Genomic DNA, 22,836 nt, shown 5'->3' with positions numbered 1-22,836 from the left:
GCCCGTTCCGGACACGCGGCGGGGCCTGTCCGGAACGGGCGGTGGGGCAACGGGTCAGTGGGCGGCCGGGACAGCCTCGGGTTTCTCCGAGCCGCGTTTGAGCAGCAGGGACAGCAGCGCGCCGATTATGCACATGGCCACGATGAACCACAGGCCGGAGAGCTTGGAGCCGGTGGCGTCCTGCATGAAGCCCATGACGTAGGGGCCGAGGAAACCGCCGCAGAGGCCGATGGTGTTGACGAAGGCGATGCCGCCGGCGAGGGCGGCGCCGCTGAGGCGGGTGGCCGGGTAGGTGAAGAGAATCGGCTGCAGGGCGAAGAAGTTGAAGGCGGCGAGGCAGAAGCCGATCATGCCGAGCAGCGGGCCGCCGACGGCGCCGAGGGCGAAGCCGGCGACAATGCCGGTCATGGTGCCGGTGACCAGCATCCGGGAGCGGCGGCCGTCGGTGGCGAAGCGGGGGACCAGCAGGGCGCCGGCCGCGGAGAAGATCCAGGGGATGGCCGTCAGCAGGCCGATCTGCAGCGGGTTGAGCTTGCCGTAGGTGCCGATGATGGAAGGCAGGAAATAGGACAGGGCGTAGACGGCGATCTGGTGCGTGAAGTAGACGCCGACGACGAGGAGGATCTGCTTGTCCTTCAGGACATCGCGGAGCCGGTGGTTACCGGAGGCCTCGGCGCCGGCGGTTTCCTCGGCGGCGATGCGGGCCTCGAGGTCGGCGGCTTCCTCGGCGGTGAGGAACGTCGCCTTGCTGGGGCGGTCCGGGAGTTTCTTCCAGACGACGTAGGCGAGGACGCACGCCGGGAGACCTTCGACGAGGAACATCCATTGCCAGCCGTGCAGGCCGCCGAGACCGTCCAGGGTCAGCAGCAGACCGCCCAGCGGGGCCCCGACAATGTTTGCTATGGAGACGCCGAGCAGGAACATTCCGTTGGCCTTGGCGCGGTCCTTGACGACGAACCACTGTGTCAGGAAGTACATGACGCCCGGGAAGAGTCCGGCCTCGGCCACGCCGAGCAGCATCCGCATGATGTAGAACGACCATTCGCCCTGGACGAAGGCCATGCCTGCGGAGATGATGCCCCACGTGATCATGATCCGCATGATCCAGAACCGGGCGCCGACCTTGTGCATGATCAGATTGGACGGGATTTCGGACAGGGCGTAGGTCAGGAAGAACAGCCCGGCGCCGACGCCGTACGCGGTGGCCGAGATGCCAAGGTCGATCTCCAGCCGGTCCTTGGCCATGCCGATGTTGGTGCGGTCCAGGAACGCCATGATGTAGGCGCCGATCAGCAGCGGCATGACGCGGCGTAGGATCAGGCCGTTGATTTCCTGCGGTGTGCGCATCTTCTTTGGTGCGGATACAACTGACATGGGTCGGGGTCCTTGGGTCGGTGGGCGGGATACGTGGTTTTCGGGCGTGCGGAAAGTGGGCAAACAGAAGGTATGCGGCCGCGGCGGTGCGCCCGGTTCGTCAGGTTTCGTGAACGTCTGGGGCTGGCCGCGGACGGGCCGGCCGGGGTGTGGCGCCCGGCCTCAGATGTCCGGCGGCGTGCAGCCGCACGTCCGCCCGACATGCAGGCGGTGCCGGCACACTTTCGAGGTGTAGGTGGCGGACGGGGAATCTATGCGTTTGAGCAGCATCGCGAACGCCTCGTTGGCCATTTCCTGCTGCGGTTGGACAATGCTGGTCAGGTTAATCAGTCCGGAGCGGCTGTGGGGCAGGCCGTCACAGCCGGCGACGGCGACGTCGTCCGGGATCCGCAGGCCGCGCGACAAGGCGTATTCCATGACGCCGATGGCAAGTTCGTCGCTGCCGCACACCACAGCCTGCGGCGGCGTTTCGGCGGAGAACAGCCGCTCCGCGGCCAGACGGCCGCCCTCGTTGTTGACTCTGGTGCTGATCTTTCGGTCGCCGCTGATCGTGATGCCCGCCGCGGCGGCCGTCCGGACAAACGCCTGCTCGCGGGCCAGAGACGCCGTGGAGAAGCGGGGGCCGATTACGGTGGCGATTTCGGTGAAGCCGTGGCCGAGCATGTGCTGCATCAGCATGGTAGCGGCGGCGTCGTCGTCGATCCCGACGAAGTCCGAATCGAGGAAGTCTGCCCGCCGGGACAGGCATACGTAGGGGATCCGGGCCGCCCTCAGGGTGCGGAGCGCGGTGGCGTCGTCTCGGAGTGAGGCGGCAAGGATGATGCCATCCACGTTGCGGTGCGCGAGCGTCGAGGTCACCTGGGCGAGCACCTCCGGATCGTCCTGGGTCGTGGCAACGAATACTTCATAGCCGGACTCCGCCGCGGCCGTGATGACACCCTGCGCCCAACGCGGAAACATTGGATTGATGATGTTCGGCAGGATCAGCCCGATGACCCGCGTCCGCTGCGGGTCGGTCGACTGCGAGGGCTTACGGGGCCTGAAGCCGAGCTCGTTCGCCACGTGGATGATGTGGCGCCGGGTCTCCGGCGAGACGCCGCCCTTGCCGTTAAGAACATAGGAGACCGCGGCCGAGGAAACCCCTGCCGCCCGGGCCACTGCGGCGGCCGAAACCGGCGCCACGGGGCCGTCCATGGTGGCGCTTGTGGCGTGTTCGTGCATGTCCGGCCCTCCTTCGCGTCGGTTCGAGTTGCTGTGACCCCAGTTACAGTAAGGAGCCCGCCGATCGTTAAGCAACGTTAAGTGAATCACGCGGGCCGCATGGGCTGAGCCGCGGGACATGCTCATTATTCGCGCCGAGCCGCGGGACATGCTCATTGTTCGCGCCCAGCCGAGGGGACATGCTCACTCTTCGCATCGAGACCGAGGGGCATGCTCAGTATTCGCGCCCCAGCCGGGGGGGCATGTCCAGTCCAAGGCCCGGGCGCTGGACATATGTGGACTATGTCCAGTCTTCGGTCCTGGGGAAGGGCATGTCCCCGGGCCGGGCCGCTCCAGGGCCGGGGCGCCCGCCGCGCGCCCCGGCCCCGCGGGCAGTCCGCCCCTAGACAGGCGTTTCGCTGTCGGCAAACATGGAGCCAGCGTCCCTCATTGCAAAGTTGAGCGATGTAGACTCAACTTCGATATCAGGACCATTCCGAAAGGAGCCCTCTTTGGACGCGAAATTCACCACCAAGAGCCAGGAGGCTCTTGCCGCCGCCGCCATGAACGCCTCGACCGCGGGAAACCCGCAGCTGGAGCCCGCTCACCTGCTCAAGGCGCTCATGGACCAGCGGGAGGGTGTCGCCGTCGCACTGCTCCGGGCCACGGGCGCAGACCCGGACGCGGTCAGCGTCCAGGCGAGCACCGCCATCAAGGCCCTGCCGTCGTCGTCCGGGAGCAGCGTGCAGCAGGCGCAGTTGTCGCGGGCCGGGCTGCAGGCGATCAAGAATGCCCAGAACGAGGCCGAGCGACTCGGGGACAGTTTTGTTTCCACCGAACACCTGCTGCTGGGCCTTGCCGCCGGGAGCGACGGCGTCGGGAAGCTCCTGCGCGAGGCCGGCGCCTCCCATGAGGCGCTGCTGGCCGCCCTGCCGGGCGTTCGGGGCGACCGCAAAGTGGACAACGCCGACCCGGAAAACGCGTTCCAGGCGCTGGAGAAGTACGGCACGGACCTTACGGCGGTCGCCCGCTCCGGCAAGCTGGACCCGGTGATTGGCCGCGATGCGGAGATCCGGCGCATCATCCAGGTCCTGAGCCGGCGCACCAAGAACAACCCCGTCATTATCGGTGAGCCCGGCGTCGGCAAGACCGCCGTCGTCGAGGGCCTCGCCCAGCGGATCGTGGCCGGCGACGTGCCCGAAAGCCTGCGCGGCAAGACCCTGATCGCTTTGGACCTCGCCTCGATGGTGGCGGGGGCCAAGTACCGCGGCGAGTTCGAGGAGCGACTCAAGGCCGTGCTGGAGGAGATCAAGAACTCCGAGGGACAGATCGTCACGTTCATCGACGAGCTCCACACGGTGGTGGGTGCCGGCGCCACCGGGGACAGCTCCATGGACGCTGGCAACATGCTCAAGCCCATGCTGGCCCGCGGCGAGCTGCGGCTGATCGGCGCGACCACGCTGGACGAGTACCGCGAGAACATCGAGAAGGACCCCGCCCTGGAGCGCCGTTTCCAGCAGGTCTATGTCGGCGAACCCAGCGTGGAGGACACCATCGGCATTCTCCGCGGCCTGAAGGAACGCTACGAGGCCCACCACAAGGTGTCCATCTCCGACTCCGCCCTCGTGGCGGCCGCGACCCTCTCCAACCGGTACATCTCCGGCCGGCAGCTGCCGGACAAGGCAATCGACCTCGTGGACGAGGCCGCGTCCCGGCTGCGCATGGAAATCGATTCCGCTCCGGAGGAGATCGACCAGCTCCGCCGCCAGGTGGACCGCCTGACCATGGAGGAACTGGCCCTGGCCGGCGAGACCGATCCCGCCTCGATGGAACGCCTTGCGGCCCTGCGCGCGGACATGGCGGACAAGAAGGAGGAGCTCGCGGCCCTGAACGCCCGGTGGGAGGCCGAGAAAGCCGGCCTGAACCGGGTGGGCGACCTGCGGGCCAAGCTCGACGAGCTCCGCTCCGCGGCCGACAAAGCCCAGCGCGAAGGGGACCTGGAGACGGCGTCGCGGATCCTCTACGGCGAGATTCCCGCCCTGGAGCGGGAACTGAACGCGGCCGCCGAGGCGGAGGCCGCCGTGCCCGACAAGTCGAGGCAGATGGTGGCCGACGAGGTCACGGCCGACGACATCGCCGAGGTGATTTCGGCCTGGACCGGGATTCCCGCAGGGCGCATGCTGCAGGGCGAGAGCCAGAAACTGCTGAACATGGAGCACGTCCTGGGCGAGCGGCTGATCGGCCAGAAGAAGGCCGTCGCCGCGGTCTCCGACGCCGTACGCCGCGCCCGCGCCGGGATCAGCGACCCCAACCGGCCCACCGGCTCGTTCCTGTTCCTCGGCCCCACCGGTGTGGGCAAGACCGAGCTCGCCAAGTCCCTCGCGGACTTCCTCTTCGACGACGAGCGCGCCATGGTGCGGATCGACATGTCCGAATATTCCGAGAAGCACTCCGTGGCCCGGCTCGTCGGGGCGCCTCCCGGGTACGTCGGCTACGAGGAGGGCGGTCAGCTCACCGAGGCCGTGCGGCGGCGCCCGTACTCGGTGCTGCTGCTGGATGAGGTGGAGAAGGCCCACCCGGAAGTCTTCGACATCCTCCTGCAGGTGCTCGACGACGGCCGGCTCACCGACGGTCAGGGCCGCACCGTGGACTTCCGCAACGTGATCCTGGTGCTCACCTCGAACCTGGGCAGCCAGTTCCTCGTGGACCCCAACCTCGACGCCGCGGCCAAGAAGAACGCGGTCATGGCCATGGTGAACGCCTCGTTCAAGCCGGAGTTCCTGAACCGGCTCGATGAAGTGGTGCTGTTCGATCCCCTGACCGTGGAGGAACTGTCCGAGATCGTGGAACTGCAGGTCAGGGAGCTGGGCGAGCGGCTCAAGGGCCGCCGGCTGAACCTCGAGGTGACCGACGGCGCCCGCGCCTGGCTGGCCGTATCCGGCTTCGATCCCGCCTACGGCGCCCGGCCGCTGCGCCGCCTGGTGCAGCGCGAGATTGGCGACCGGCTGGCCAAGGCCATCCTGGCCGGCGAAATCACCGACGGCGACACCGTCCTGGTGGACACCGCGCCGGATTTGATGGAACTCACCATGGGCGGGCTGGAGGACAGCCACGTGCCCGACGGCGGCGCGGCCACCGGCACCGGGCTCTCGGTCCGGCGCAAGGAGTAGGCCCCGTCGGTAAGAAGCGCTAAGCCCCACCGGCAGCCGGGCTGGTCCCGGCTGCCGGTGGGGCTTAACGTCATGCGCTGTGCCGGCGCGCCAGATCCGTGCGCTACTGCCATGCGCGGCAGCGGTGCCTTAGGCGGGTAGCGCTAGGGCAGCAGGGATTCCTTGATGACGTTGCCGGCGTCCGTCACGGCGTAGCAGTCGACTCGGCGGTCGGCCCTCTCCCAGCTGCGCGAGCTCGGGTAGGCCAACTTGTAGCTCAGGTCGTATTTGCCGGCCTTATCCGTCAGCGGAGCTGCCTTGCAGGCATCGCGCGCTCTCTGCTTGAGCGCGTCCCGGCCGGGGTAGGACTCATTTTCCCCGTACTTCTCCACGGCGACCAGCTGGGCCGAGTGGCCGGTGGCGCAGTCTACAACGGTGGACTGTTGCGCATCCGGATCGAAGTCCTTGAAGCAGTCCCGCAGCTGGAAGTCCAGGGGGCTGACGCCTTCCAGGGGCAGGGCTCCGCGGCTGGCGGGGGCCGACGCCGATGCTGCTGCGGGGGTGGGGCTGCTGCCTTCGGCAGGGGGCTGGCCGCTGCCGGCAAATGCTGCCACAGCCCACCAGACCAGAAGCCCAAGTGCGATGAGAATGGCCGCGGCCGCACCGAGTCGCTTTGGCCCTTGCCGGCGGATCCGGCGGACCGCCGGGCGGAGCCGGCGGGCCAAGGGGCGGGCCCGGCGGGCCAGCGGGCGCGCTCGCTTCGACAACGCGCGCATGCTGCCGGCGAAAGTGCGGCCCGCGGGCTTCGCCGCTGCGGGCGTCGCCGAACGATTCGTGGACCGCGCGGGGTCGGCTGTAAGAACAGGCAGGGCGGACGTCGGCGGCCTCGAAGGCGGCGGCGGGATGGACCCGGCGTCGTGCCTTGGATTCTCTTCAGTCACTGAGAAATTCACCACTTCCGTGCGTCTTCGCCGGGGTTGGAAGCCCGGCGTCGCGGCCCTTTTCTGGGCGCACATCACGAAACTCTATCGAAGATGCGCGGCATGGCGCATGTGCCGGTGGCCGCGGGCACCGTGGCGGGAGGCGCCACGCTGTCCACAGGGGGCAGGCCGGCGAGCAGTTGACGCCGAAAGCATGTAATCTAGGTGTACGACAAATTGACCAAACATTCCGGGGCCTCACCGATCGCCAAAGGTGACCACCTCCGGTCCAAGTACAAAAGGGGGTCACGCCATGGGGCGCGGCCGTCAAAAGGCAAAAGCTACCAAGCAGGCTCGGGACATCAAGTACTACTCCCCGAACACTGACTATTCGGCCCTTCAGCGCGAGCTCACGGGCCCGGGAAGTCGTGCCACGAGCCACTTCGCGGATGACCCGGTCGAGCCGGATTATTCAGCGTATGTGGATAAGTACGCGGACGATGTGGAAGACGACGACGACGAGGTTGATTCCCGTCGTATAGGTTAGTCGACGCTTCCTTCCGGCAGTTTCTCCGGGGGGATCCTTCCGGCACTGCGGTGCCAGCCAAAGATTTTCAGGCCGTCGGCCACTCCTGCTTTCAGGCGTGGCCGGCGGCCTTTCTTGTTCCCGTCCTTTCTTGTGCCCGCCCCCTTTGGTGTCAGTCCCTTCGGTGCCCGTCACGGTGGGACTCGGCAGCGAACCCGTCGCATCGAACGGCCCGTCGTTTCCCCTTGTGCGCCTGTGCGCCATGGTTTCGCCAGCGCAGTTGTCACCGGCGGGGCCCCGGGCTAGGTTGTTGATGCCGGATTTTCCCGGATGCGACCCAAATGCCCGGAAGGACTGCCATGACCATGCGCACAGGATTCGCTGAGGGTGAGCTCTGCTGGACGGACCTCCAGACCAGCGATGTAGAGGCAGCCAAGGCTTTCTACGCCGAGGTTTTCGGCTGGCGGTACGAGGACCTGCCAACCCCGGACGGGCGCAGCTACGCGAAAGCCTTCCTCGGCGATGCCCTGGTCACCGTGCTCGCGCCGCAGAACCCCCAGCAGGAAGCCTCGGGCGATCCGGGCCGGTGGAACGTATATTTCGCGGTCGAGGACGCCGGAGACCTGGCCGACGAACTGGCCCATTCCCCCGGAAACCTTGAATTCGGCCCCGAGACGATCGGAGACACCGGCGTCATGGTCTTCTTCGCCCCGCCCGGCGGTGGAACCACAGGGGCCTGGCAGGCGGGCAGCCACTTCGGAGCCGGCCTGAGCCAGGAACCGGGCACTTTGGCCTGGGCCGAGCTGCTGACGCCCGAGCCGCAAGCCGCCGTCGGCTTCTTCCAGCAGCTCTTCGGGCACGAAGTGACCGAATACCCCCAGGACGACGGCGGCACGTACACCACGCTCATGGTGGGCGGCGCCGAGGTGGCCGGCATCGCCCGGGTGCCCGGCGATGCGCAGGGCACCCTTGAGCCGGGGTGGCAGGTCTATTTCGGCGTCTCCGACGTCGCGGAGGCGGTGCAGGCCGCGGTGGCCGCGGGCGGCGTCGTGCTGATCGAACCGGACGAGGTAGAGGAAGCCGGCACCATCGCCACGCTTAAGGACCCGCAGGGCGGCGTCTTCAGCCTGCTGGAGGTTTAGGGCTTAACCACATCGAGTGCTCCACAACTGCCGTTTTCAGGTCGCAAAACGGCAGTTGTGGAGCACTCGATAGGGGTTAGGAACCCTTAAGCGTAGGCGTTGACCAGCCGGACGGCGCCGCCGTCGACGCCCTTGGCGCCCTGGACGTAGTCCGGGCCCGTCTTGATGACCGAATCCGAGTTCTCATTGACCGTGCCCATGATCCAGGACGGCAGGCCGCGGTCGTTGAGCCGGTTCACGGCGGCGTCGGCCGCTTCCGGCGAAACGATGGCCACCATGCCCACGCCCAGGTTCAGGGTGCGCTCCAGATCGGCCAGCGGGACATTGCCGAGCTCCGCGACCAGCTTGAAGATGGCCGGGAGTTCCCAGGTGGAGCGGTCCACGGTGGCCAGCAGGCCCTGCGGGAGGACCCGGGCGAGGTTCGCCGCGAGGCCCCCGCCGGTCACGTGGCTGAAGCCGTGCACGGCCTGGCCGGCTGCGGAGCCGTTGACCGGGAAGGTGCGGGCCAGATCCAGGCAGTCCGCGGCGTAGACGCGGGTGGGCTCGAGGAGCTCCTCGCCCAGGGTGCGGCCGAGTTCGGAGACCTGGCGGTCCAGGGCCCAGCCGGCGTGGTTGATGACGCGGCGGACCAGGGAGTAGCCGTTGGAGTGCAGGCCGGAGGAGGCCATGCCGATCACCACGTCGCCGGCGCGGACACGGTCCGGGCCCAGCAGCGCGTCGGCCTCGACCACACCGGTGGCGGCACCGGCGACGTCGTACTCGTGCTCACCGAGCAGGCCCGGGTGCTCGGCGGTTTCGCCGCCCACCAGGGCGGTGCCGGCGACCGAGCAGGCGGCCGCGATGCCGCGGACGATGTCGGCGATGCGCTCCGGGACCACCTTGCCGCAGGCGATGTAGTCCGTCATGTAGAGCGGTTCGGCGCCCACGACGACGATGTCGTCCACCACCATGCCGACGAGGTCGAAGCCAATGGTGTCGTGGATGTCCATGGCCTGGGCGATTGCCACCTTGGTGCCGACGCCATCGGTGGAGGTGGCCAGCAGCGGGCGCTTGTAGGTGAGCAGCCGGGAGACGTCATAGAGGCCAGCAAACCCGCCGACGCCGCCGATCACCGAGGCATTGTGGGTTGCCTTGACGGCGCCCTTCATGAGTTCGACGGCGCGGTCTCCCGCTTCGACGTCGACGCCGGCGGAGGCGTAGGTGATGCCGGTGTTCTGGGCGGCGTTCATGTCAGCGGCCGGGGAGGCGGAAGTCATACTGGCTCTTTCTTGTCGGCTGTGGTGACGCGGTCGGCATCGGTGAGCAGTTCTTCGAATTCGGAGTCCGGCCCCGGATCACAACCGGTGGCGCCGGCCTTCTCGGCCGGATCCGCGGTGGCGGAGATGCTGGCATCGGCAGCCGCGGCCGCGGCCTCCGCGCCGGCGGAGGCCGGAGCGGGGGTTGACGGGAGGCCGCCCAGGTCCGTGCGCTCGAGCAGGTTCTTGCCGAGCTTGTCCGCGCCCGGCAGCTCGATCGGGTACTTGCCGGTGAAGCAGGCGGTGCAAAGACGCTCGCGCGGCTGCCGGGTGGCGTCGATCATGCCGTCTTCGGAGATGTAGGCGAGCGAGTCGGCGCCGATGGCCTGGGTGATTTCATCGATGGTGGCGCCGTTGGCGATCAGTTCCGCCCGGGAGGCGAAGTCGATGCCGTAGAAACAGGGCCATTTGACCGGCGGGGAGGAAATCTTGATGTGGACGCTTGCGGCGCCGGCTTCCCGGAGCATCCGCACGATGGCACGCTGGGTGTTGCCGCGGACGATCGAGTCATCCACCACCACAACACGCTTGCCGCGGATCACGGATTCGAGGGCGTTGAGCTTGAGCCGGATGCCGAGCTGGCGCAGCGTCTGCGAGGGCTGGATGAACGTGCGGCCCACATAGGAGTTCTTGACGAAGCCGTGCGCGAAGGGGATGCCGGATTCCTCGGCGTAGCCCACCGCCGCGGGGGTGCCCGATTCCGGCACCGGGATGACGATGTCCGCTTCCTGGGTGTTTTCGCGGGCCAGCTGGCGGCCCATTTCCACGCGGGATTCGTACACCGAACGGCCCGCAATGGAGGCGTCCGGGCGGGCGAGGTAAACGTATTCGAAGACGCAGCCGGCCGGCGTCGCCTCGGCGAAGCGCTGCGAGCGGACGCCGTCCTCGTCGATCGCGATGAATTCGCCGGGTTCGATTTCGCGGATGAAGCTGGCGCCGACGGTGGCGAGGGCGGACTGCTCGGAGGCCACCACCCAGCCGCGTTCCAGCCGGCCCAGGCAGAGCGGGCGGATGCCGTAGGTGTCGCGGGCCGCGTAGAGGGTGCCCTCATCCATGAAGACGAAGCAGAAGCCGCCCTTGATCTTCGGCAGCAGCTCCATGGCGGTCTGCTCAAGGGACTTGCCCTCTTCGCCCTCCAGGAGTGCGGTGACCAGGGCCGTGTCCGAGGTGTTGCCCTGCTTCATCTCACCGCTGAGGTTTCCGCCGTTGCGGTCCTCGATCATTGCCTTGAGTTCCGCCGTGTTGGTCAGGTTGCCGTTGTGGGCGAGGGCCACGGTGCCCGTGGTGGTCGCGCCCAGAGTGGGCTGGGCGTTGGCCCAGTGGCTCGCACCCGTAGTGGAATAGCGGCAGTGGCCGACGGCCAGGTGCCCGGTCAGGGTATTCAGGGTCGTCTCGTCGAAGACCTGGGAAACGAGGCCCATGTCCTTGTAGACGTTAATCCGCTTGCCGTCGCTGGTTGCAATACCAGCCGACTCCTGGCCGCGGTGCTGCAGTGCATACAGCCCGTAGTAGGTGAGTTTTGCTACTTCTTCACCGGGTGCCCAGACCCCGAAGACGCCGCATGCGTCCTGAGGGCCTTTTTCGCCTGGGAGAAGATCATGAGAAAGTTTTCCATCGCCGCGTGCCACTGGTCGATTATCTCACGATGTGCGCTAAGACTTTTCCCGCGGCCGTTTTATGACCTGCCGCCCTGTTGGGGGAACTGTTGAGACGCGGTTCAGGCGCGGTCGTCGTCGGTGTCCGGTGCGGACTCGACGACGGCGCGCTCGGCGCGGCGGACGCTCATCCGGTCCAGGACCAGGGCGGCCAAGGCGCCCAGGATGACGCCGCCCGCCGCGCACAGGATCATGAAGAAGCCGAACACCGAGCTGGCGTCATAGCCCTCGTCGCCGGGAAGGGCGTAGGCGATGATGGCCGCGGCGGCCACGCCCACCAGCCCGCCCAGGATCAGGAAGGGAACATATTTCGGTGCCCGGCGGACGGTGACCTCGCGGCGCTCCGGAACGTTCTCCGGAACATTGCCCGGAACGCTGCCCGGGGCAGACTCCCGCTGGGGGTCGTTGCCTGCTGTGCCGGGGGTTTCGTGGGAAGACATGCCATTAAGCCTACTGCCCTTGGACTCATTGCCGGGGCCCGGATCCCGGAGCAGACTAGGGCTACATACAGACGAGCTAAGGATCCGCCATGTTAGCCTCAGCCGCCCGCATTCGCGACCAGCAGCGCATGATCTGGGATGAGTTCTCGGCGGGCTGGAACAAGTGGGACGCTGAACTGCTCGGCTGGCAGGGGCCGTTCGGGGACGCATTGCTCGAGGATTTGCCGCTGCGCCCCGACTCCCGGGTGCTGGATGTCGCGGCGGGCGCGGGGGAACCCGGACTCACGGTGGCCGAGCGAGTGCCCGGCGGCAGGGTGGTCCTGGCCGACATCTCGGCGGGGATGCTCCGCGTGGCCCAGGAAAAGGCATCGGCCCGGCGCCTGACGAACCTGGACTTTGAGGTGTGCGACGCTGCCGCCATGCCCTTCGGGGACAGCACGTTCGACGCCGTGTACTGCCGCTTCGGCCTGATGTACTTTCCGGTGATGTCCGTGGCCATGGCAGAGATGGCTCGCACCGCCAAGCCCGGTGCCCGCGTGGGCGCCGTCGTCTGGGGACGTGCGGCGTCCAACCCCTGGGCCAGCCTGATCCTGGGCACGATCGCCCGGCACCGGGAACTGCCCATCCCGCCCGCTGGCACGCCCGGACTGTTCCGCTGCGCGCCCACCGGGTTCATGACCCGGATGTTCAAGGACGCCGGGCTGGCAGAGGTGACGGAGCGCCAGGTCAGCACCGACCTGGTGCGCGAATCCCCGGATAGCTACTGGGAGTTCATGACCGACATCGCGACCACCGTGGCGATGGGGCTGGCGAAGGCGGACGAGGCATCGCGGGACCTGATCCGCCAGGACGTGTTCGCGCTGCTGGGCCGCTACGAGCACGACGGCGCGATCCGGCTCCGGTCCACCGCGACGGTGGTGGCGGGGACCAAGATGTAGTTAAGCGGGCGACGCCGGGCCGGACGCGTCCGCGATGATGGCACGCACGCTGTTGTTGCGTTTGTCGTGGGTGAGTTCCACGAGGCCCAGGGCCTCGAGCAGGGGCGGCAGGTACATCCCGAACCGTCCCCGGTAGCCTTTGCGCAACCCGTACCACCCGCCCACGGGGTTTTCCGGGTCGCGTCCCCAGGCTTCCACTGACCCCTCCGCTGCGGGCTTGTTTTCGTCGGCGGCGCCCAGCGGCACCCAGTCCACCTTCTCCATCAGCCAGAGGTGCAGATCATCCAGTGCCCGGAGGTGGTACTTGAGGGTGGTGGAACCTACCTGGCACACCAGCGCCGGGGGATCGGACTCCTCATCGCGGTACATCGAATACTCCGAAGTGCCCGGTGCCGTCTTGAGCTGCCAGGGATCCTGCTTGGTGCCGTTTGCCACGCTGTACCCGCCTTCTGTCCGGCCGGATGCCCGGCGCCGATGGACCGAGCCTACCGAGCCATCCGGCGCGGGGCGAGGCCCGCTGCTGGGAGCGAGCAGTGACCCGTCAGACGCCCAGCGCTTCCTTCAGCGACGCCACGTGGCCCTGGGCCTTCACCTGGTACTGCGCCAGCTTCACGTTGCCCTCGGGGTCCAGGACCACGGTGGAGCGGACGATGCCCTCCGTGACCTCTCCTTGGACCAGCTTCTCGCCCCAGGCGCCGTAGGCCAGGGCGACGGCGTGGTCCTCGTCGGCCAGGAGCGGGAAGGTCAGGGCGAAGTCGCCGGTGAAGTGGGCCAGGGCCTCAGGGCCGTCGGGGGAGATGCCCAGGACTTCGTAGCCCGAGCCCTGCAGGGACGCGAGGTTGTCGCGGAAATCGCAGGCCTCGGTGGTGCAGCCCGGGGTCGCGGCCTGCGGGTAGAAGTACACAATGACGTTTTTGCCGCGGTAATCGGCGAGGGCAACCGGCTTGCCTTCGGCGTCCGGCAGCGTGAAATCCGGGGCCGGTGTGCCGGGCTGCAGCTTGACGGTCATGTTTGCGCTCATGATGATCCTTCGGGGAGTGGACAACGGGTCTGTGATGCACAACATCGTGGCCCAAAGCTGTATTCCGGGGCTTTAGTCGCCGCCTGAGACTATCAAGGACCCGCCCGGGGTGGCCTAGCGGGGGCTCGAGGCCCTGACAGGTTTTTCATAGCTCCGGCATAGCTGCGATGATTAGTCTGAAGCCATTATGGAACAGCTACCTCCACAGCAGCGACGATTCGGATCCCGACGCCCTCCCGGCCGCGGTCCCCGTCGAGCGACCCTCCGGCCGCGTGCCATGATCTTGGCGGCCTGTGCCGCGGTGGTGGCGTTCCTGCTGGTTGCCGGCTTCTTCTCGGCCGCCGAGGCACGAACCTCGACGGCGGCGAATCTCACGAAGACGTCTGCGGCGACCACTGCGGACGCCAGTGCCTCCCCCTCATCCAGCCCCGCCGCCTCGGCCACCACCTCCGCCCCGGCTGCCCGAACGGTCGACGCGGCACTGGGCGGCCGCATCCAGGCCATTCTCGATGCCAACAGCCAGTTCCAGATCGGCGTGGCGGTGGTCGACCTCTCCCAGGACGCCGGCTCAGCGGACGTTAACGAGTACGGGGTCCGGGAGAAGTTCGTGGCCGCGAGCACCGCCAAAGTCCTGGCCGCGGCAGCCTACTACCACCAGGTCGAGACCGGCACGGCCACCCTCGATGACCCCTTGGGCAGCTACACCGCCGGATTCCAGCTCCGGGAGATGATCCAGCAGAGCGACAACGACTCGTGGTCGCTGATCATGAATGCCGTGGGCCACGACGAACTGACGGCCTACGCAGCGTCGCTGGGCGTGAGCTATGACCCGAAAACCAACACGCTGACCCCGGCGGAAATGGCGACGATCGTCTCCCGCCTCTACTCCGGGACGCTCCTGAATGCCGGGAACACCGCCCAACTGCTGTCCTATATGCAGGACACCAACTACGAAACGCTCATTCCCGCCGCAGTGCCGGCAGGGATCACGGTCTTCCACAAGTACGGGCTCCTGGGCGGTGAACTGCACGACGCCGCCATCCTCACGCAAGGCGACGCCGCCTACGCCCTGGTCATCTACACCAAGGGCCAGGACCTGACCGACGTCCCGGAACGCACCGAAGTGATTCATCAGCTGACGCAGGCGGTGGCGGGCGTCCTCTTCTAGCGAGGCGTCTACCCCTCGGCACCTAGATGCCGAGCGCCTCCCGCAATGCCCGGACGTGGCCCTGCGGGCTGACCTGATACTGCGCCAGGACCACATTTCCGTCGGGGCCAACCACCACGGTGGACCGCACCGTTCCTTCGCGGACCTCGCCGTCCACCAGCTTCTCGCCCCAGGCCCCGTACGCGAGGGCCACGGCGTGGTCCTCGTCGGCGAGCAGCGGGAAGGTCAGCGCATGCTCGTCGGCGAAGGCCGCCAGGGCCTCGGGGGAATCGGGCGAGATGCCCAGGACCTCGAAGCCCGTGCCCTGGAGGGCAGTAAGGCTGTCGCGGAAGTCGCAGGCCTCGGTAGTGCAGCCGGGGGTTGCCGCGCGGGGGTAGAAGTAGACAATGGCGTTCTTGCCGCGGTAATCGGCCAGGGAAATCCGGCGGCCCGCGGCGTCGGGCAGCGCAAACCCGGGTGCCGGGGTTCCGCGACGCAGTTTTCTGGTAACGGGCAGATTGGTGGTGCTGTGCAGATTGGTGGCGCTTGCGGATTGCATGCAGTTCCTTCGATCGAATGCGGGGGTTGGTTGTGGCAGCCGGACCTCAGATGCTGTATTCCGCCGGTCCCCGCACCACTACCAGTGGACCCGGGACGAAACGGTAGCCGCCGCTGCGGACGGTGACGACGGCGTGCCGGCAACCCTTGAGTTTGCGGCGCACCCGGCCGACGTACACGTCGATGGACCGGGTGGCCGCACCCGGGGTGTCAAACGCGTCGAGGCACTGCTGGAGTTCCTGCCGGCTGACCGTGCGGGAGCAGTTCTGTACGAGACATCTCAGGAGGGTGAACTCCACGTCCGTCAGGGGCACGCGCTCGCCGTCGAGCCTGGCGTCTCCGGCCGCGAGGTCGACGGCGAGCCGGCTGATGGTGCCGGGGGCGGGCGCCTGGCCCGGAACCAGGTCCGGTGCCGCGCCCGCCCCGCCGTCATCCGCGGTGCCGTCGTCGCCGGTGCCATCATCACCGGGGGAGAAGACGACGGCGGACGTTGCGGCTCCGGCGGCGGGCCTAAAGTGGACTTCCGCCTCCGGAGCACATCTGAGGGCGCGGCCGAGCACGAGTTCGGCCGCCCGGGCCAGGCAGGCCGGGTCAACGTCGGCGTCGTCCGGTACGGTGACCCACACCGCGAGTCCCCTCGCGGTGAGGCCGGCCTGCCGTGCCTGTCCGTTGTGCTGGACCCGTCCGTGAACGGCGGGGGCGGCGCCGGCCACGGCCGCCTGGCTCACACGCCGCCGCGGCGGATCAGCTTGCCGGTCGGAGTCCGGCCGTCGATCAGGGTGCCGCGGAGGTAGGTCTGCCGGACGACGCCGGAAAGCGCCTTGCCGTCATAAGGCGTGATGGGGTTCTTGTGCTTGAGCTTGGAGACATCAACGACGTACGCCTCGTCCGGGGCAAAGATAGCGAGGTCGGCGTCGTACCCCAGCGCCAGCTGGCCCTTGTTGCCCAGGCGGGCGAGCTGGGCCGGCTTGGCCGCCATCCACGAGACAACCTGTTCCAGCGGGATGCCGCGGTGCCGGGCCTCGGTCCAGATCAGCGACAAGCCCAGCTGAAGCGAGGAGACGCCGCCCCAGGCCACGGCGAAGTCACCGTTTTCCAGGTCCTTCAGGTCCAGGGTGGACGGGGAGTGGTCCGAGACGATGCAGTCGATGGTGCCGTCCTGCAGGCCGGCCCACAGCAGTTCGCGGTTGGAGGCTTCGCGGATCGGCGGGCAGCACTTGTAGGCTGTGGCGCCGTCCGGGATTTCCTCGGCCGTGAGCGTCAGGTAGTGCGGGCATGTCTCGACGGTGAGGCGAACGCCGTCGCGCTTGGCGCTGGCGATCATGGGGAGCGCGTCGGAGGAGGACAGGTGCAGGATGTGGGCCCGGACGCCGGTCCAGCGGGCCCGTTCGATGACCTCGGCGATGGCCTTGTTCTCGGCACCGCGGGGGCGGGACGCCAGGAACGTGGAGTAGTGGTCGCCGCCCGGGTGGGGTGCGTGGTCGATCGCGTGGGAGTCCTCGGCGTGGACGATCATGAGCGAGTCGAAGGACTTGAGCTCGGCCATGTCCTCCTCCATTTCATCCGCTTCCAGGTGCGGGAACTCGTCCACACCGGAGTGCAGCAGGAAGCACTTGAAACCGAAGACGCCCTCGTCGTGCAGCGGCCGAAGTTCGCGTTTGTTACCGGGGACGGCTCCGCCCCAGAACCCGACGTCCACGAACGCCTGGTCCTCGGCCACCTCGCGCTTGAGTTTTAGGCCCTCCACCGTGGTGGTGGGCGGGATGCTGTTCAGCGGCATGTCAATGATGGTGGTGACGCCGCCGGCGGCGGCCGCCCGGGTGGCGGACGCGAAGCCCTCCCACTCGGTGCGGCCGGGCTCGTTGACGTGCACGTGGGTGTCCACGAGGCCCGGCAGGAGGGTTTCGTCGTCGGCGAGCTCGATGACTTCACGGCCGGAAAGGCCGTTGCCCAGCGGTTCGATCGCGACAATCACGCCGTTGCGGACGCCGACTTCCCGCGCGGCGATGCCGGCTGTGGTCAGCACCCGCCGTCCGCGGAAGACGAGGTCGTAGGTTTCTTCAGACACTGAGGGTCTCCTTTCCCGGAGTACTGTCCAGAGCGCGGGCGCCCTGCGCGGAGTACGCCACGTTGGTCAATTGCTCGCCGAGTTGCCGTCCGAGGCGCTCCAGCAGCGGAGCAGCCTCGGCTATACATGTGTCTACATTGCTTTCCAGCTCCGTCAAAGCATGGACCGCGAGGAATCCGGAACTGCTGATCTGCTCCGGAGTCAGGACGGACCGACCGCACACCGCGACCGCCGGGACCCCCGCACGGCGGGCCGCCCGGGCAACGCCCACAGGAGTCTTGCCCAGCAGGCTCTGTTCGTCGAGGCTGCCTTCGCCGGTGATCACCAGGTCAGCGCCGGCCAGCCGCTCCGCCAGCCCGGTGAATTCAAGGACGACGTCGATGCCCGGCCGGCGGGTCGCGGCCAGTACCGCGATCGCAGCGTAGCCCACGCCCCCGGCCGCCCCGGCGCCCGGAGCATCGGCGGCCTTGCGTGCGCGCGGCCCGATTTCGGCCGAAAGAACGTCCACAAAGTGGGCCAGGGCGGCGTCGAGGACCGCGACGTCCTCCGGCGTGGCGCCCTTCTGCGGGCCGAAGATCGCCGCGGCGCCTTGGGCTCCGAGCAGCGGGTTGTCGACGTCGCTGGCGAGCACGAAGCGTGCCTTGTCCAAGCGGGCATCGAAGCCGGAGAAGTCGATCCAGTCCAGCCTGGCCAGGGCTGCGCCGCCGGGCGGCAGTTCGTTGCCGTCGGCGTCGAGGAACTTGGCGCCGAGTCCCTGCAGGACCCCGGCGCCGCCGTCGGTGTTGGCGCTGCCGCCGACGCCCACAATGATCTGCCGGCATCCGGCGTCGAGCGCTGCCCGGATCAGTTCCCCGGTGCCCAAGCTGGTGGCGCCCCTGGCGTCCTTGATGCCGTCCCGCAGGACGGCGAGCCCGGACGCGGCGGCCATCTCAACGACGGCCTCGCGTCCGCGGACGGCGAATTCCGCCCGTATCGGCGCACCGGTGGGGCCGCTGACGACGGCGCTGCGGCGGGTGAAGCCGGAGCCGACGGCGGCATCCAGGGTGCCCTCGCCGCCGTCGGCCACGGGAATCCGAAGGACCTCCAGGTTGCCGCCACAGGCACGCTGCAGCCCCGCTTCCAGGTGCCGGGCAACATCCGGGGCCGATAGCGAGCCCTTGAACTTGTCCGGCGCTATGACGACGCGCATCTCAGGCCTGCAGGGCCAGGATGGCGGTGGGGGCGTCCTCGGCGGTCTCGGCCAGGGCCTCGAACTCGTTGACGGCGTTGATCTCGGTGCCCATGGAGATGTTGGTGATCTTTTCCAGGATCACTTCCAGCACCACGGGAACCTTGAACTCGCCCATGAGCGCCTTGGCCTTGTCGAACGCGGCAGGCAGGTCCTCCGGCGTTTCCACCCGGATGGCCTTGCAGCCCAGGCCTTCGGCCACCTTGACGTGATCCACGCCGTAGCCACTCGCGGTCGCCGAGAGATCAGTGGAGTTGATGTTCTCGAACGCCAGGGACACGTTCTGTTCCATGTTGAACCCGCGCTGGGACTGGCGGATCAGACCGAGGTAGGAGTTGTTGACCACCACGTGGATGTACGGCAGGTTGAACTGCGCGCCCACGGCCAGTTCCTCGATCATGAACTGGAAGTCGTAGTCGCCGGACAGGGCAACCACGGTCTCGTCCGGCTTGCCGCGAACCACGCCCAGTGCGGCGGGGGCGGTCCAGCCCAGCGGACCAGCCTGCCCGGCGTTGATCCACTTGCGCGGGCCGAACACGTGCAGCATCTGGGCGCCGGCGATCTGCGAGAGTCCAATGGTGGACACGTAGGTGGTGTCCTTGCCGAATGCCTTGTTCATTTCCTCGTACACGCGCTGGGGCTTGATCGGCACGTTGTCGAAGTGGGTCTTGCGGTGCAGCGTAGCCTTGCGCCCGGAACATTCGGCAACCCAGTCGGCGTAGTCCGGCAGCGAGCCGGCGGCGGTGCGTTCGCGGGCCAGTTCCAGCAGGCCGTCCAGGGCGGCACCGGCGTCGGAGGCGATGCCGAAGTCCGGGGAGAACACGCGGCCGATCTGGGTGGGCTCGATGTCGATGTGCACGAATGTGCGGCCGGCGGTGTAGGTGTCCAGACCGCCGGTGTGGCGGTTGGCCCAGCGGTTGCCGATGCCGATCACCGCGTCGCTGCGCAGGAAGTTCTCGTTGCCATAGCGGTGGCTGGTCTGCAGGCCCACCATGCCGGCCATCAGGGCGTGGTCATCCGGGATTGCGCCCCAGCCCATCAGGGTGGGGATCACGGGGATGTTCAGCAATTCGGCCAGTTCCACCAGCTGTTCGGAGGCGCCGGCGTTGATGATGCCGCCGCCGGCCACGATCAGCGGGCGCTCGCCGGCGGTGAGCATGTCCAGGGCCTTTTCCAGCTGCTTCCGGCTGGCCTTGGGCTTCTCCACGGTCAGCGGCTCGTAGGTGTCGATGTCGAATTCGATCTCGGCCATTTGCACGTCGATCGGCAGGTCCAACAGGACCGGGCCCGGGCGGCCGGAGCGCATCAGCTGGAAGGCCTTCTGGAAGGCGCCGGGGACCTGGCCGGGTTCCAGGATGGTCATGGCCAGCTTGGTGACGGGCTTGGCGATGGACTCGATGTCCACGGCCTGGAAGTCCTCTTTGTGCAGCTTGGCAACGGGGGCCTGCCCGGTGATGCAGAGCATCGGGATGGAATCGGCCCACGCGGCGTACAGGCCGGTGATCATGTCCGTGCCGGCGGGGCCGGAGGTGCCGATGCAGATGCCGATGTTGCCGTTCTTCGCCCGGCTGTAGCCGTCAGCCATGTGGCTGGCGCCTTCAACGTGGCGGGCCAGGGTGTGGCGGATGCCGCCGTGGGCCCTCATTGCCGAGTAGAACGGGTTGATCGCCGCGCCTGGCAGGCCGAACGCCTCGGTGGCGCCCTCCTTTTCCAGGATGGCGACGGCTGCGTCTACGGTGCGCATCTTCGTCATGGTGTGCTCCTTGAAAGTCTGTTTTTGGGTGTGGTGAGGGAGCCGCCGTCGTTGATGTACGACGGCGGTTGCCCGGTTATGGGTGTTGCCCGGTCTGCTGCCGGAGGTGCCCTGCTGGAGGCCTGGGTTACTTTCGGCCGGAGAGCTGGAGGACCTGCTTGAAGAGGCCGGAGTGGTCCAGGCCGCCGTCGCCCTGGTTGACGGTGGCGGCGACAAGCTGCGCGACGACGGCGCCGAGGGGGACGGCGACGTTGGCTTCGCGGGCGGCGGAGGTGACGATGCCGAGGTCCTTGTGGTGCAGGGCGAGGCGGAAGCCGGGATCGAAGTTGCGGTCCAGCATTTTCTGGCCCTTCTGCTCCAGGACCTTGGATCCGGCCAGTCCGCCGCCGAGGACTTTGAGGGCGGCGTCCGTGTCCACGCCGTAAGCCTCGAGGAAGGCGATCGCCTCGCCGAGGACTTCGATGTTGACGGCCACGATCAGCTGGTTGGCCGCCTTGACGGTCTGGCCGGAGCCGGAGGGGCCGACGTGGACGATGGTCTTGCCGACGGCGTTCAGGACATCCTGGGCGGCCTCGAAGTCGGCTGCGTCGCCGCCCACCATGATGGAGAGCGCGGCGTCGATGGCGCCTTGTTCGCCGCCGGAGACCGGGGCGTCGAGGGGACGGATCCCTGCGGCCCGGGCGTCGTCGGCGAGGCGCTTGGCGACATCGGGGCGGATGCTGCTGGCATCAACCCACAGGGTGCCTTTGCGGGAGTTGGCGAAGACGCCGTCGGGGCCACTGACCACGGCTTCGACGTCGGGGGAGTCCGGGACCATGGTGATGACGACGTCGGCGTCCCTGACGGCCTCCGCGACACTGCCGGCGCCCTTGCCGCCTTCGGAGACGAGCTTGTCGATCTTGTCCTGGCTGCGGTTGAAGCCCGTGACCGTGTGGCCGGCCTTGACGAGGTTGATGGCCATGGGCAGGCCCATGATGCCGAGTCCGATGACTGCGATGTTGCTCATTGTGGTTCTCTTTCTAAAGTCTTTTGATGCGGTTTTAGCGCGGGTGTGCTGTGTCGGTGCGGGTGGGTGGGCCCACGCCCGCCGGGTTCCCTGGCCGAGCTTGCGAGGCTAGGGTGCGGGTGGGTGGGGACTACTGGGAGACGTGCTGGCGGATGGCCCAGCTGAACGCGGTCTCCGCCGGTTCCTTGTATTCGAGGCCGATGTAGCCCTCGTAGCCGAGAGTGCGGCTGCGGGCGATCCATTCGCCGAGGGGAAGCTGCCCGGTTCCGGGAGCCCCGCGGCCGGGGTTGTCGGCGATCTGGATGTGGCCGAAGTCTTTGGCGTGCTTTTCGATGACGACGGCGACGTCGTCACCGTTCACGGCGAGGTGGTAGAAGTCGGCGAGGAGCTTGATGTTCTCAGCGCCGGATTCCTTCTTGACCCGGGCGATGACGTCGAGGGCGTCCTGGGCCTTGAGGAGCGGGTAGCGGGGTGCGCCGCTGACGGGTTCCAGGAGGACGGTGCCGCCGATGCGGGCGACGCCGGCAGCGGCAGTCGCGAGGTTTTCGGCGCCGATGGCGTCCTGCTGCTGGGCGGATTCGCCGTCAATGCGGTTGCCGTAGAGGGCGTTGAAGGCCTTGCAGCCGAGGCGCTCACCGATCCCGGCGACGACGTCGACGTTGTCCAGGAATTCGGCCGAGCGTGCCGGCCAGGAGACCAGGCCGCGGTCGCCGCCGGGCATGTCGCCGGCGTTGAAGTTCAGGCCGGTGAGCTGCACGCCGGCGTCGGTGATGGCGTTTTCAAACCGGGTGATCTGGGCGTCGGTGGGGACGGAGGTCTCGAAGGGCCACCAGAATTCGACGGCGTCAAAACCGGCGGCCTTGGCGGCGGCGGGGCGTTCCAGCAGGGGGAGCTCCGTCAGGAGGATGGAGCAGTTCACGGAGTACGTCATTGTGGGTTTCTTTCCGGTCTGGGCGGGAGCTGGATCCCGGGCGTCGTTGCCCGGTTATCTTTCCTGAATGAATTCCAATGTGCTGATTTCCACTGTGAGGATTTCCACTATGTTGATTTCCGCTTTGTGGAATTAAGATTCTGCTTTATGAAAGTGTAGGGAAGGTGTGGCAGCGGAGTCAAGGGGTGTGTGGAAGCGTGGCGGGTGAACGCGGGGTGTGGGCTGCAGGGGAGGCGCGTGGGAATCCCGTGTTTCGGGTCCGGCGTTTCAGGGGGCGGCAGTCCGGGGCGTGCGGGAAACAGGCCAGGGGACTTAGCTACCCTTGTGGGGGTCCTTTCGGGCCGCCAGGCCGACGAGGGCGCCGAGCCCAACGCCGATCAACAGGCCCGTGAACGGCTGGTCGACGGTGGCGGCTCCGATGGCGAAGCCGAGGGCCGCGCCAAGGAGCATTCCGATCGACAGGGATTCGTACTTCACACTCTCAG

General features: G+C 67.8%; 21 protein-coding genes. 5 read left to right on the top strand and 16 right to left on the bottom strand.

Annotated elements, in window-relative coordinates:
• Nucleotides 1-54: 54 nt before the first annotated feature.
• Both ACFRJ8_RS09050 and ACFRJ8_RS09045 read right to left on the bottom strand, forming a co-directional pair.
• Nucleotides 55-1,374 carry an MFS transporter gene (locus tag ACFRJ8_RS09050; RefSeq protein ID WP_377985774.1) on the bottom strand — a complete coding sequence of 440 codons (1,320 nt, stop codon included), beginning with the start codon at nucleotides 1,372-1,374 and terminating at the stop codon, nucleotides 55-57.
• A 162-nt stretch (nucleotides 1,375-1,536) separates the two neighbouring features.
• On the bottom strand, nucleotides 1,537-2,595 hold the full coding sequence (locus tag ACFRJ8_RS09045) for a LacI family DNA-binding transcriptional regulator (protein WP_377985773.1): 1,059 nt from the start codon (nucleotides 2,593-2,595) through the stop codon (nucleotides 1,537-1,539).
• A gap of 491 nt (nucleotides 2,596-3,086) precedes the next feature.
• Here ACFRJ8_RS09045 and clpB point away from each other — a divergent pair, with 491 nt between their 5' ends.
• Entirely contained in the window at nucleotides 3,087-5,744 is a 2,658-nt protein-coding gene (gene clpB, locus ACFRJ8_RS09040; RefSeq protein WP_377985772.1) for an ATP-dependent chaperone ClpB, read from the top strand.
• 143 nt (nucleotides 5,745-5,887) lie between these two features.
• On the opposite strand, the gene ACFRJ8_RS09035 is transcribed toward clpB, so the two are convergent.
• On the bottom strand, nucleotides 5,888-6,490 hold the full coding sequence (locus ACFRJ8_RS09035) for a septum formation family protein (protein ID WP_377985771.1): 603 nt from the start codon (nucleotides 6,488-6,490) through the stop codon (nucleotides 5,888-5,890).
• A 466-nt stretch (nucleotides 6,491-6,956) separates the two neighbouring features.
• Here ACFRJ8_RS09035 and ACFRJ8_RS09030 point away from each other — a divergent pair, with 466 nt between their 5' ends.
• Together ACFRJ8_RS09030 and ACFRJ8_RS09025 are read left to right on the top strand one after the other, a co-directional pair.
• Nucleotides 6,957-7,190 carry a DUF3073 domain-containing protein gene (locus tag ACFRJ8_RS09030; RefSeq protein ID WP_018774150.1) on the top strand — a complete coding sequence of 78 codons (234 nt, stop codon included), beginning with the start codon at nucleotides 6,957-6,959 and terminating at the stop codon, nucleotides 7,188-7,190.
• Nucleotides 7,191-7,528: 338 nt separating this feature from the next.
• A complete protein-coding gene (locus ACFRJ8_RS09025) occupies nucleotides 7,529-8,311 on the top strand; it encodes a VOC family protein (protein ID WP_377985770.1) in 783 nt (260 codons plus the stop codon).
• An 86-nt stretch (nucleotides 8,312-8,397) separates the two neighbouring features.
• Here the strand turns inward: ACFRJ8_RS09025 and purM are convergent, their stop codons facing one another.
• The 3 genes from purM to ACFRJ8_RS09010 all read right to left on the bottom strand — a co-directional run bounded on the left by purM (nucleotide 8,398) and on the right by ACFRJ8_RS09010 (nucleotide 11,701).
• On the bottom strand, nucleotides 8,398-9,567 hold the full coding sequence (purM, locus tag ACFRJ8_RS09020; RefSeq protein WP_377985769.1) for a phosphoribosylformylglycinamidine cyclo-ligase: 1,170 nt from the start codon (nucleotides 9,565-9,567) through the stop codon (nucleotides 8,398-8,400).
• Nucleotides 9,564-11,234, bottom strand: a complete 1,671-nt coding sequence (purF, locus tag ACFRJ8_RS09015) for an amidophosphoribosyltransferase (protein WP_377985768.1) — start codon at nucleotides 11,232-11,234, stop codon at nucleotides 9,564-9,566. Before purF ends, purM begins: the two co-directional genes overlap by 4 nt.
• 89 nt (nucleotides 11,235-11,323) lie before the next feature.
• On the bottom strand, nucleotides 11,324-11,701 hold the full coding sequence (locus tag ACFRJ8_RS09010; RefSeq protein WP_377985767.1) for a hypothetical protein: 378 nt from the start codon (nucleotides 11,699-11,701) through the stop codon (nucleotides 11,324-11,326).
• An 89-nt stretch (nucleotides 11,702-11,790) separates the two neighbouring features.
• On the opposite strand from ACFRJ8_RS09010, the gene ACFRJ8_RS09005 reads away from it, so the two are divergent.
• Nucleotides 11,791-12,639 carry a class I SAM-dependent methyltransferase gene (locus ACFRJ8_RS09005; protein WP_377985766.1) on the top strand — a complete coding sequence of 283 codons (849 nt, stop codon included), beginning with the start codon at nucleotides 11,791-11,793 and terminating at the stop codon, nucleotides 12,637-12,639.
• Here ACFRJ8_RS09005 and ACFRJ8_RS09000 read toward each other — a convergent pair whose 3' ends face one another.
• Nucleotides 12,640-13,074, bottom strand: a complete 435-nt coding sequence (locus ACFRJ8_RS09000; RefSeq protein WP_377985765.1) for a DUF6855 family protein — start codon at nucleotides 13,072-13,074, stop codon at nucleotides 12,640-12,642. It abuts the gene before it with no gap.
• 106 nt (nucleotides 13,075-13,180) lie between these two features.
• The gene (gene bcp, locus ACFRJ8_RS08995; RefSeq protein ID WP_377985764.1) at nucleotides 13,181-13,660 is read right to left on the bottom strand and encodes a thioredoxin-dependent thiol peroxidase; all 480 of its coding nucleotides are present in this window, start codon (nucleotides 13,658-13,660) and stop codon (nucleotides 13,181-13,183) included.
• A gap of 277 nt (nucleotides 13,661-13,937) precedes the next feature.
• Here bcp and ACFRJ8_RS08990 point away from each other — a divergent pair, with 277 nt between their 5' ends.
• On the top strand, nucleotides 13,938-14,828 hold the full coding sequence (locus tag ACFRJ8_RS08990; protein WP_377985763.1) for a serine hydrolase: 891 nt from the start codon (nucleotides 13,938-13,940) through the stop codon (nucleotides 14,826-14,828).
• Between the two features lie 22 nt (nucleotides 14,829-14,850).
• On the opposite strand, the gene ACFRJ8_RS08985 is transcribed toward ACFRJ8_RS08990, so the two are convergent.
• The 8 genes from ACFRJ8_RS08985 to ACFRJ8_RS08950 form a co-directional block, all read right to left on the bottom strand.
• Nucleotides 14,851-15,366 (bottom strand): peroxiredoxin, encoded by a 516-nt coding sequence (locus ACFRJ8_RS08985; protein ID WP_377985762.1) that lies wholly within the window; start codon nucleotides 15,364-15,366, stop codon nucleotides 14,851-14,853.
• Nucleotides 15,367-15,412: 46 nt separating this feature from the next.
• Nucleotides 15,413-16,093, bottom strand: coding sequence for a winged helix-turn-helix domain-containing protein (locus ACFRJ8_RS08980; protein WP_377985761.1), 681 nt, complete (start codon nucleotides 16,091-16,093; stop codon nucleotides 15,413-15,415).
• Nucleotides 16,090-17,433, bottom strand: a complete 1,344-nt coding sequence (allB, locus tag ACFRJ8_RS08975) for an allantoinase AllB (RefSeq protein WP_377985760.1) — start codon at nucleotides 17,431-17,433, stop codon at nucleotides 16,090-16,092. The genes ACFRJ8_RS08980 and allB overlap by 4 nt, the downstream gene beginning before the upstream one ends.
• The gene (locus ACFRJ8_RS08970) at nucleotides 17,426-18,622 is read right to left on the bottom strand and encodes a glycerate kinase (RefSeq protein WP_377985759.1); all 1,197 of its coding nucleotides are present in this window, start codon (nucleotides 18,620-18,622) and stop codon (nucleotides 17,426-17,428) included. The genes allB and ACFRJ8_RS08970 overlap by 8 nt, the downstream gene beginning before the upstream one ends.
• 1 nt (nucleotide 18,623) lies before the next feature.
• Entirely contained in the window at nucleotides 18,624-20,414 is a 1,791-nt protein-coding gene (gcl, locus tag ACFRJ8_RS08965; protein ID WP_377985758.1) for a glyoxylate carboligase, read from the bottom strand.
• A 127-nt stretch (nucleotides 20,415-20,541) separates the two neighbouring features.
• Nucleotides 20,542-21,420, bottom strand: coding sequence for a 2-hydroxy-3-oxopropionate reductase (locus ACFRJ8_RS08960; protein WP_377985757.1), 879 nt, complete (start codon nucleotides 21,418-21,420; stop codon nucleotides 20,542-20,544).
• 130 nt (nucleotides 21,421-21,550) lie between these two features.
• Nucleotides 21,551-22,351, bottom strand: a complete 801-nt coding sequence (locus tag ACFRJ8_RS08955; RefSeq protein WP_377985756.1) for a hydroxypyruvate isomerase family protein — start codon at nucleotides 22,349-22,351, stop codon at nucleotides 21,551-21,553.
• 312 nt (nucleotides 22,352-22,663) lie between these two features.
• On the bottom strand, nucleotides 22,664-22,828 hold the full coding sequence (locus tag ACFRJ8_RS08950) for a glycine zipper domain-containing protein (protein ID WP_377985755.1): 165 nt from the start codon (nucleotides 22,826-22,828) through the stop codon (nucleotides 22,664-22,666).
• Between the last annotated feature and the right edge of the window lie 8 nt (nucleotides 22,829-22,836).

Source organism: Arthrobacter sp. NPDC056886 (assembly GCF_042788715.1).
Lineage (GTDB): Bacteria > Actinomycetota > Actinomycetes > Actinomycetales > Micrococcaceae > Arthrobacter.
This window is presented reverse-complemented; position numbering and strand designations above follow the sequence as displayed.